Genomic DNA, 10,000 nt, shown 5'->3' on the forward strand with positions numbered 1-10,000 from the left:
ACATCATTAAGATGCCAGCAAACAGCATGAGCAATCATGCTCTCTATGATGGAGAGTTTGATCCTGGCTCAGGACGAACGCTGGCGGCGTGCCTAATACATGCAAGTCGAGCGGAAAGAAGAAGAAGCTTGCTTCTTCTGATTTTAGCGGCGGACGGGTGAGTAACACGTGGGCAACCTGCCCTGTAGATTGGGATAACTCCGGGAAACCGGGGCTAATACCGAATAATCCTTCGGATTTCATGATTTGAAGTTGAAAGACGGTTTCGGCTGTCACTACAGGATGGGCCCGCGGCGCATTAGCTAGTTGGTAGGGTAACGGCCTACCAAGGCGACGATGCGTAGCCGACCTGAGAGGGTGATCGGCCACACTGGGACTGAGACACGGCCCAGACTCCTACGGGAGGCAGCAGTAGGGAATCTTCCACAATGGACGAAAGTCTGATGGAGCAACGCCGCGTGAGTGAAGAAGGTTTTCGGATCGTAAAACTCTGTTGTGAGGGAAGAACAGGTAGGGAGTAACTGTCCTTACTATGACGGTACCTCATTAGAAAGCCACGGCTAACTACGTGCCAGAGCCGCGGTAATACGTAGGTGGCAAGCGTTGTCCGGAATTATTGGGCGTAAAGCGCGCGCAGGCGGTCCTTTAAGTCTGATGTGAAAGCCCACGGCTCAACCGTGGAGGGTCATTGGGAAACTGGAGGACTTGAGTGCAGAAGAGGAAAGCGGAATTCCACGTGTAGCGGTGAAATGCGTAGAGATGTGGAGGAACACCAGTGGCGAAGGCGGCTTTCTGGTCTGTAACTGACGCTGAGCGCGAAAGCGTGGGAGCAAACAGGATTAGATACCCTGGTAGTCCACGCCGTAAACGATGAGTGCTAAGTGTTAGGGGGTTTCCGCCCCTTAGTGCTGCAGCTAACGCATTAAGCACTCCGCCTGGGGAGTACGGCCGCAAGGCTGAAACTCAAAGGAATTGACGGGGGCCCGCACAAGCGGTGGAGCATGTGGTTTAATTCGAAGCAACGCGAAGAACCTTACCAGGTCTTGACATCCCACTGACCGGCATAGAGATATGCTTTTCCCTTCGGGACAGTGGTGACAGGTGGTGCATGGTTGTCGTCAGCTCGTGTCGTGAGATGTTGGGTTAAGTCCGCAACGAGCGCAACCCTTGATCTTAGTTGCCAGCATTTAGTTGGGCACTCTAAGGTGACTGCCGGTGACAAACCGGAGGAAGGTGGGGATGACGTCAAATCATCATGCCCCTTATGACCTGGGCTACACACGTGCTACAATGGACGGTACAAAGGGTTGCGAACCCGCGAGGGGGAGCTAATCCCATAAAACCGTTCTCAGTTCGGATTGTAGGCTGCAACTCGCCTACATGAAGCCGGAATCGCTAGTAATCGCGGATCAGCATGCCGCGGTGAATACGTTCCCGGGCCTTGTACACACCGCCCGTCACACCACGAGAGTTTGTAACACCCGAAGTCGGTGAGGTAACCTTTTGGAGCCAGCCGCCGAAGGTGGGACAGATGATTGGGGGTGAAGTCGTAACAAGGTAGCCGTATCGGAAGGTGCGGCTGGATCACCTCCTTTCTAAGGATAATTACGGAAGATGAACCTTCGGTTCATCGGTTAACGTTTTGCGTTCAGTTTTGAAGGTTCACAAGAAAAGCGGAATGAGGCATGATAGGCCGACTACCACTTTGGACCTGCGACTGCGTCATCTTGATGACGAGGGAGTAGGGAAAAGAGGTTGCGGACTGCCGAGTGAGCTAGACAGTGAAAACTTCAAACTTGTTCTTGAAAACTGGATAAAACGACATTGAAAGCAACACATTGTAAGTAAGATTCAAGGTAAACAGTTTTGAACTGTTTCCATGCAAGGCTTATTAACGGTTAAGTTAATAAGGGCGCACGGTGAATGCCTTGGCACTAGGAGCCGAAGAAGGACGGTACGAACACCGATATGCCTCGGGGAGCTGTAAGTAAGCATTGATCCGGGGATTTCCGAATGGGGAAACCCACTGTTTTTAATCGAGCAGTACGTTTACGTGAATTCATAGCGTAATCGAGGCACACCCAGGGAACTGAAACATCTAAGTACCTGGAGGAAGAGAAAGAAAAATCGATTCCCTGAGTAGCGGCGAGCGAAACGGGAAGAGCCCAAACCAAGAGGCTTGCCTCTTGGGGTTGTAGGACACTCAATACGGAGTTACAAAAGAACGGGGTAGGCGAAGCGATCTGGAAAGGTCCGCGAAACAAGGTAACAGCCCTGTAGTCGAAAGTTCGTTCTCTCCTGAGTGGATCCTGAGTACGGCGGAACACGTGAAATTCCGTCGGAATCCGGGAGGACCATCTCCCAAGGCTAAATACTCCCTAGTGACCGATAGTGAACCAGTACCGTGAGGGAAAGGTGAAAAGCACCCCGGAAGGGGAGTGAAAAAGATCCTGAAACCGTGTGCCTACAAGTAGTTAGAGCCCGTTAATGGGTGATAGCGTGCCTTTTGTAGAATGAACCGGCGAGTTACGATTGCGTGCAAGGTTAAGCTGAGAAGGCGGAGCCGTAGCGAAAGCGAGTCTGAATAGGGCGAATGAGTACGTAGTTGTAGACCCGAAACCAGGTGATCTACCCATGTCCAGGGTGAAGGTAAGGTAACACTTACTGGAGGCCCGAACCCACGCATGTTGAAAAATGCGGGGATGAGGTGTGGGTAGCGGAGAAATTCCAATCGAACCTGGAGATAGCTGGTTCTCTCCGAAATAGCTTTAGGGCTAGCCTCAAACGTGAGAATCCTGGAGGTAGAGCACTGTTTGGACTAGGGGCCCATCCCGGGTTACCGAATTCAGACAAACTCCGAATGCCAGAGATTTATGTTTGGGAGTCAGACTGCGAGTGATAAGATCCGTAGTCAAGAGGGAAACAGCCCAGACCACCAGCTAAGGTCCCCAAGTAATTGTTAAGTGGAAAAGGATGTGGCGTTGCTTAGACAACCAGGATGTTGGCTTAGAAGCAGCCATCATTTAAAGAGTGCGTAATAGCTCACTGGTCGAGTGACGCTGCGCCGAAAATGTATCGGGGCTAAACAATTCACCGAAGCTGTGGATTGACACCGTAGGTGTCAGTGGTAGGAGAGCGTTCTAAGGGCGTTGAAGCTAGACCGGAAGGACTGGTGGAGCGCTTAGAAGTGAGAATGCCGGTATGAGTAGCGAAAGACGGGTGAGAATCCCGTCCACCGAATGACTAAGGTTTCCTGAGGAAGGCTCGTCCGCTCAGGGTTAGTCGGGACCTAAGTCGAGGCCGATAGGCGTAGACGATGGACAACAGGTTGATATTCCTGTACCACCTCCCCGCCGTTTGAGTAATGGGGGGACGCAGTAGGATAGGGTAAGCGTGCCGTTGGTTGTGCACGTTCAAGCAGTGAGATGTGGAATGAGGCAAATCCCGTTCCTATAACATTGAGCTGTGATGACAAGGACCACTTGGTCTGGAGTTCCTGATTTCACACTGCCAAGAAAAGCCTCTAACGAGGCGGGAGGTGCCCGTACCGCAAACCGACACAGGTAGTCGAGGAGAGAATCCTAAGGTGATCGAGAGAACTCTCGTTAAGGAACTCGGCAAAATGACCCCGTAACTTCGGGAGAAGGGGTGCTCTATTAGGGTGTTAAAGCCCGAGAGAGCCGCAGTGAATAGGCCCAGGCGACTGTTTAGCAAAAACACAGGTCTCTGCAAAACCGTAAGGTGACGTATAGGGGCTGACGCCTGCCCGGTGCTGGAAGGTTAAGAGGAGTGCTTAGCGCAAGCGAAGGTGCGAATTGAAGCCCCAGTAAACGGCGGCCGTAACTATAACGGTCCTAAGGTAGCGAAATTCCTTGTCGGGTAAGTTCCGACCCGCACGAAAGGCGTAACGATCTGGGCACTGTCTCAACGAGAGACTCGGTGAAATTATAGTACCTGTGAAGATGCAGGTTACCCGCGACAGGACGGAAAGACCCCGTGGAGCTTTACTGTAGCCTGATATGGAATTTTGGTACAACTTGTACAGGATAGGTAGGAGCCTAAGAGCCCGGAGCGCCAGCTTCGGAGGAGGCGTCGGTGGGATACTACCCTGGTTGTATTGAACTTCTAACCCATACCCGTAAGCCGGGTAGGAGACAGTGTCAGGCGGGCAGTTTGACTGGGGCGGTCGCCTCCTAAAGTGTAACGGAGGCGCCCAAAGGTTCCCTCAGAATGGTTGGAAATCATTCGTAGAGTGTAAAGGCAGAAGGGAGCTTGACTGCGAGACCTACAAGTCGAGCAGGGTCGAAAGACGGGCTTAGTGATCCGGTGGTTCCGCATGGAAGGGCCATCGCTCAACGGATAAAAGCTACCCCGGGGATAACAGGCTTATCTCCCCCAAGAGTCCACATCGACGGGGAGGTTTGGCACCTCGATGTCGGCTCATCGCATCCTGGGGCTGTAGTCGGTCCCAAGGGTTGGGCTGTTCGCCCATTAAAGCGGTACGCGAGCTGGGTTCAGAACGTCGTGAGACAGTTCGGTCCCTATCCGTCGTGGGCGTAGGAAATTTGAGAGGAGCTGTCCTTAGTACGAGAGGACCGGGATGGACACACCGCTGGTGTACCAGTTGTTCTGCCAAGAGCATCGCTGGGTAGCTATGTGTGGACGGGATAAGTGCTGAAAGCATCTAAGCATGAAGCCCCCCTCAAGATGAGATTTCCCATTACGCAAGTAAGTAAGATCCCTCAAAGACGATGAGGTAGATAGGTTCGAGGTGGAAGCGTGGCGACACGTGCAGCTGACGAATACTAATCGATCGAGGACTTAACCAAAACGAGTGGAACGTCGCAAGACGTTTCCACCGAACGTGTTCTTTCAATGACGTTTATCCAGTTTTGATGGAATAAGAATTCTTCGTTTTCTTTTCAGAAGATACTTGTAATACTCGAAAGAGTTGTTATAATAAATCTTGTCCCATTTTAATAAGGTCTAGTGATTATGGCAAAGAGGTCACACCCGTTCCCATACCGAACACGGAAGTTAAGCTCTTTAGCGCCGATGGTAGTTGGGGGTTTCCCCCTGTGAGAGTAGGACGTCGCTAGGCTTTATCATTTTTATACATAGTCGGAGGATTAGCTCAGCTGGGAGAGCACCTGCCTTACAAGCAGGGGGTCGGCGGTTCGATCCCGTCATCCTCCACCATTTTTATGCCGGTGTAGCTCAGTTGGTAGAGCAACTGACTTGTAATCAGTAGGTCGTGGGTTCGACTCCTATCGCCGGCACCACTTTTAGAGCCATTAGCTCAGTTGGTAGAGCATCTGACTTTTAATCAGAGGGTCGAAGGTTCGAGTCCTTCATGGCTCACCATTATTTTAATATGCGGGTGTGGCGGAACTGGCAGACGCACTAGACTTAGGATCTAGCGCCGCAAGGCGTGGGGGTTCGACTCCCTTCACCCGCACTCTTAAAATACTTATTAGCGGAAGTAGTTCAGTGGTAGAACACCACCTTGCCAAGGTGGGGGTCGCGAGTTCGAACCTCGTCTTCCGCTCCACAATTCTTTCGACATACATCCCTGCCGGGGTGGCGGAACTGGCAGACGCACAGGACTTAAAATCCTGCGGTAGGTGACTACCGTACCGGTTCGATTCCGGTCCTCGGCACCATTTTTACCCTTAATTTCATATGCGCCCGTAGCTCAATTGGATAGAGTACTTGACTACGAATCAAGCGGTTAGAGGTTCGAGTCCTCTCGGGCGCGCCATATTATTTAAATAAATCGGGAAGTAGCTCAGCTTGGTAGAGCACTTGGTTTGGGACCAAGGGGTCGCAGGTTCGAATCCTGTCTTCCCGACCAGTTTATTTTCCCTTAATGGGGCCTTAGCTCAGCTGGGAGAGCGCCTGCCTTGCACGCAGGAGGTCAGCGGTTCGATCCCGCTAGCTCCACCAACTTTATAACTATAAGATCCTGGCGGCCTAGCGGGATCGAACCGCTGACCTCCTGCGTGCAAGGCAGGCGCTCTCCCAGCTGAGCTAAGGCCCCATTAAGGGAAAATAAACTGGTCGGGAAGACAGGATTCGAACCTGCGACCCCTTGGTCCCAAACCAAGTGCTCTACCAAGCTGAGCTACTTCCCGATTTATTTAAATAATATGGCGCGCCCGAGAGGACTCGAACCTCTAACCGCTTGATTCGTAGTCAAGTACTCTATCCAATTGAGCTACGGGCGCATATGAAATTAAGGGTAAAAATGGTGCCGAGGACCGGAATCGAACCGGTACGGTAGTCACCTACCGCAGGATTTTAAGTCCTGTGCGTCTGCCAGTTCCGCCACCCCGGCAGGGATGTATGTCGAAAGAATTGTGGAGCGGAAGACGAGGTTCGAACTCGCGACCCCCACCTTGGCAAGGTGGTGTTCTACCACTGAACTACTTCCGCTAATAAGTATTTTAAGAGTGCGGGTGAAGGGAGTCGAACCCCCACGCCTTGCGGCGCTAGATCCTAAGTCTAGTGCGTCTGCCAGTTCCGCCACACCCGCATATTAAAATAATGGTGAGCCATGAAGGACTCGAACCTTCGACCCTCTGATTAAAAGTCAGATGCTCTACCAACTGAGCTAATGGCTCTAAAAGTGGTGCCGGCGATAGGAGTCGAACCCACGACCTACTGATTACAAGTCAGTTGCTCTACCAACTGAGCTACACCGGCATAAAAATGGTGGAGGATGACGGGATCGAACCGCCGACCCCCTGCTTGTAAGGCAGGTGCTCTCCCAGCTGAGCTAATCCTCCGACTATGTATAAAAATGATAAAGCCTAGCGACGTCCTACTCTCACAGGGGGAAACCCCCAACTACCATCGGCGCTAAAGAGCTTAACTTCCGTGTTCGGTATGGGAACGGGTGTGACCTCTTTGCCATAATCACTAGACCTTATTAAAATGGGACAAGATTTATTATAACAACTCTTCGAGTATTACAAGTATCTTCTGAAAGAAAACGAAGAATTCTTATTCCATCAAAACTGGATAAACGTCATTGAAAGAACACGTTCGGTGGAAACGTCTTGCGACGTTCCACTCGTTTTGGTTAAGTCCTCGATCGATTAGTATTCGTCAGCTGCACGTGTCGCCACGCTTCCACCTCGAACCTATCTACCTCATCGTCTTTGAGGGATCTTACTTACTTGCGTAATGGGAAATCTCATCTTGAGGGGGGCTTCATGCTTAGATGCTTTCAGCACTTATCCCGTCCACACATAGCTACCCAGCGATGCTCTTGGCAGAACAACTGGTACACCAGCGGTGTGTCCATCCCGGTCCTCTCGTACTAAGGACAGCTCCTCTCAAATTTCCTACGCCCACGACGGATAGGGACCGAACTGTCTCACGACGTTCTGAACCCAGCTCGCGTACCGCTTTAATGGGCGAACAGCCCAACCCTTGGGACCGACTACAGCCCCAGGATGCGATGAGCCGACATCGAGGTGCCAAACCTCCCCGTCGATGTGGACTCTTGGGGGATAAGCCTGTTATCCCCGGGTAGCTTTTATCCGTTGAGCGATGGCCCTTCCATGCGGAACCACCGGATCACTAAGCCCGTCTTTCGACCCTGCTCGACTTGTAGGTCTCGCAGTCAAGCTCCCTTCTGCCTTTACACTCTACGAATGATTTCCAACCATTCTGAGGGAACCTTTGGGCGCCTCCGTTACACTTTAGGAGGCGACCGCCCCAGTCAAACTGCCCGCCTGACACTGTCTCCTACCCGGCTTACGGGTATGGGTTAGAAGTTCAATACAACCAGGGTAGTATCCCACCGACGCCTCCTCCGAAGCTGGCGCTCCGGGCTCTTAGGCTCCTACCTATCCTGTACAAGTTGTACCAAAATTCCATATCAGGCTACAGTAAAGCTCCACGGGGTCTTTCCGTCCTGTCGCGGTAACCTGCATCTTCACAGGTACTATAATTTCACCGAGTCTCTCGTTGAGACAGTGCCCAGATCGTTACGCCTTTCGTGCGGGTCGGAACTTACCCGACAAGGAATTTCGCTACCTTAGGACCGTTATAGTTACGGCCGCCGTTTACTGGGGCTTCAATTCGCACCTTCGCTTGCGCTAAGCACTCCTCTTAACCTTCCAGCACCGGGCAGGCGTCAGCCCCTATACGTCACCTTACGGTTTTGCAGAGACCTGTGTTTTTGCTAAACAGTCGCCTGGGCCTATTCACTGCGGCTCTCTCGGGCTTTAACACCCTAATAGAGCACCCCTTCTCCCGAAGTTACGGGGTCATTTTGCCGAGTTCCTTAACGAGAGTTCTCTCGATCACCTTAGGATTCTCTCCTCGACTACCTGTGTCGGTTTGCGGTACGGGCACCTCCCGCCTCGTTAGAGGCTTTTCTTGGCAGTGTGAAATCAGGAACTCCAGACCAAGTGTCCTTGTCATCACAGCTCAATGTTATAGGAACGGGATTTGCCTCATTCCACATCTCACTGCTTGAACGTGCACAACCAACGGCACGCTTACCCTATCCTACTGCGTCCCCCCATTACTCAAACGGCGGGGAGGTGGTACAGGAATATCAACCTGTTGTCCATCGTCTACGCCTATCGGCCTCGACTTAGGTCCCGACTAACCCTGAGCGGACGAGCCTTCCTCAGGAAACCTTAGTCATTCGGTGGACGGGATTCTCACCCGTCTTTCGCTACTCATACCGGCATTCTCACTTCTAAGCGCTCCACCAGTCCTTCCGGTCTAGCTTCAACGCCCTTAGAACGCTCTCCTACCACTGACACCTACGGTGTCAATCCACAGCTTCGGTGAATTGTTTAGCCCGATACATTTTCGGCGCAGCGTCACTCGACCAGTGAGCTATTACGCACTCTTTAAATGATGGCTGCTTCTAAGCCAACATCCTGGTTGTCTAAGCAACGCCACATCCTTTTCCACTTAACAATTACTTGGGGACCTTAGCTGGTGGTCTGGGCTGTTTCCCTCTTGACTACGGATCTTATCACTCGCAGTCTGACTCCCAAACATAAATCTCTGGCATTCGGAGTTTGTGAATTCGGTAACCGGGATGGGCCCCTAGTCCAAACAGTGCTCTACCTCCAGGATTCTCACGTTTGAGGCTAGCCCTAAAGCTATTTCGGAGAGAACCAGCTATCTCCAGGTTCGATTGGAATTTCTCCGCTACCCACACCTCATCCCCGCATTTTTCAACATGCGTGGGTTCGGGCCTCCAGTAAGTGTTACCTTACCTTCACCCTGGACATGGGTAGATCACCTGGTTTCGGGTCTACAACTACGTACTCATTCGCCCTATTCAGACTCGCTTTCGCTACGGCTCCGCCTTCTCAGCTTAACCTTGCACGCAATCGTAACTCGCCGGTTCATTCTACAAAAGGCACGCTATCACCATTAACGGGCTCTAACTACTTGTAGGCACACGGTTTCAGGATCTTTTTCACTCCCCTTCCGGGGTGCTTTTCACCTTTCCCTCACGGTACTGGTTCACTATCGGTCACTAGGGAGTATTTAGCCTTGGGAGATGGTCCTCCCGGATTCCGACGGAATTTCACGTGTTCCGCCGTACTCAGGATCCACTCAGGAGAGAACGAACTTTCGACTACAGGGCTGTTACCTTGTTTCGCGGACCTTTCCAGATCGCTTCGCCTACCCCGTTCTTTTGTAACTCCGTATTGAGTGTCCTACAACCCCAAGAGGCAAGCCTCTTGGTTTGGGCTCTTCCCGTTTCGCTCGCCGCTACTCAGGGAATCGATTTTTCTTTCTCTTCCTCCAGGTACTTAGATGTTTCAGTTCCCTGGGTGTGCCTCGATTACGCTATGAATTCACGTAAACGTACTGCTCGATTAAAAACAGTGGGTTTCCCCATTCGGAAATCCCCGGATCAATGCTTACTTACAGCTCCCCGAGGCATATCGGTGTTCGTACCGTCCTTCTTCGGCTCCTAGTGCCAAGGCATTCACCGTGCGCCCTTATTAACTTA

18 tRNA genes and 5 rRNA genes (1 of these 23 cut by a window edge) are annotated in these 10,000 nt (G+C 51.8%); 12 read left to right on the top strand and 11 right to left on the bottom strand.

From position 1 onward, the window contains the following. Positions 1-45 precede the first annotated feature (45 nt). From D3873_RS00005 to D3873_RS00060, 12 genes are all read left to right on the top strand, one after another. Positions 46-1,595 (top strand): 16S ribosomal RNA (locus tag D3873_RS00005). A gap of 301 nt (positions 1,596-1,896) precedes the next feature. Beyond that, positions 1,897-4,829, top strand: a 23S ribosomal RNA gene (locus D3873_RS00010). A 156-nt stretch (positions 4,830-4,985) separates the two neighbouring features. Then, positions 4,986-5,101, top strand: a 5S ribosomal RNA gene (gene rrf / locus D3873_RS00015). 22 nt (positions 5,102-5,123) lie between these two features. Beyond that, positions 5,124-5,199 (top strand) — tRNA-Val (locus tag D3873_RS00020). Between the two features lie 7 nt (positions 5,200-5,206). Continuing rightward, positions 5,207-5,282: transfer RNA gene (locus D3873_RS00025), tRNA-Thr, on the top strand. A 6-nt stretch (positions 5,283-5,288) separates the two neighbouring features. Next, positions 5,289-5,364: transfer RNA gene (locus D3873_RS00030), tRNA-Lys, on the top strand. A gap of 12 nt (positions 5,365-5,376) precedes the next feature. Next, a tRNA-Leu gene (locus D3873_RS00035) sits at positions 5,377-5,458 on the top strand. Between the two features lie 18 nt (positions 5,459-5,476). After that, positions 5,477-5,551: transfer RNA gene (locus D3873_RS00040), tRNA-Gly, on the top strand. Positions 5,552-5,574: 23 nt separating this feature from the next. Continuing rightward, positions 5,575-5,663 (top strand) — tRNA-Leu (locus tag D3873_RS00045). A 21-nt stretch (positions 5,664-5,684) separates the two neighbouring features. Then, positions 5,685-5,761: transfer RNA gene (locus tag D3873_RS00050), tRNA-Arg, on the top strand. Between the two features lie 16 nt (positions 5,762-5,777). Next, positions 5,778-5,854, top strand: a tRNA-Pro gene (locus D3873_RS00055). Positions 5,855-5,871: 17 nt separating this feature from the next. Further along, a tRNA-Ala gene (locus D3873_RS00060) sits at positions 5,872-5,946 on the top strand. Between the two features lie 20 nt (positions 5,947-5,966). Here D3873_RS00060 and D3873_RS00065 read toward each other — a convergent pair. The 11 genes from D3873_RS00065 to D3873_RS00115 form a co-directional block, all read right to left on the bottom strand. Continuing rightward, positions 5,967-6,040, bottom strand: a tRNA-Ala gene (locus D3873_RS00065). Positions 6,041-6,057: 17 nt separating this feature from the next. Further along, a tRNA-Pro gene (locus tag D3873_RS00070) sits at positions 6,058-6,134 on the bottom strand. Positions 6,135-6,150: 16 nt separating this feature from the next. Further along, a tRNA-Arg gene (locus tag D3873_RS00075) sits at positions 6,151-6,227 on the bottom strand. Positions 6,228-6,248: 21 nt separating this feature from the next. Beyond that, positions 6,249-6,337: transfer RNA gene (locus tag D3873_RS00080), tRNA-Leu, on the bottom strand. 23 nt (positions 6,338-6,360) lie between these two features. Further along, positions 6,361-6,435: transfer RNA gene (locus D3873_RS00085), tRNA-Gly, on the bottom strand. 18 nt (positions 6,436-6,453) lie between these two features. Then, a tRNA-Leu gene (locus tag D3873_RS00090) sits at positions 6,454-6,535 on the bottom strand. Between the two features lie 12 nt (positions 6,536-6,547). Further along, a tRNA-Lys gene (locus tag D3873_RS00095) sits at positions 6,548-6,623 on the bottom strand. Positions 6,624-6,629: 6 nt separating this feature from the next. After that, positions 6,630-6,705 (bottom strand) — tRNA-Thr (locus D3873_RS00100). A 7-nt stretch (positions 6,706-6,712) separates the two neighbouring features. Continuing rightward, positions 6,713-6,788 (bottom strand) — tRNA-Val (locus D3873_RS00105). A gap of 22 nt (positions 6,789-6,810) precedes the next feature. Further along, a 5S ribosomal RNA gene (gene rrf / locus D3873_RS00110) occupies positions 6,811-6,926 on the bottom strand. Positions 6,927-7,080: 154 nt separating this feature from the next. Beyond that, positions 7,081-10,000, bottom strand: a 23S ribosomal RNA gene (locus D3873_RS00115); it runs 3 nt beyond the window's last position.

It is taken from the genome of Paenisporosarcina cavernae, assembly GCF_003595195.1.
In the GTDB taxonomy this organism is placed as follows: Bacteria; Bacillota; Bacilli; order Bacillales_A; family Planococcaceae; genus Paenisporosarcina; species Paenisporosarcina cavernae.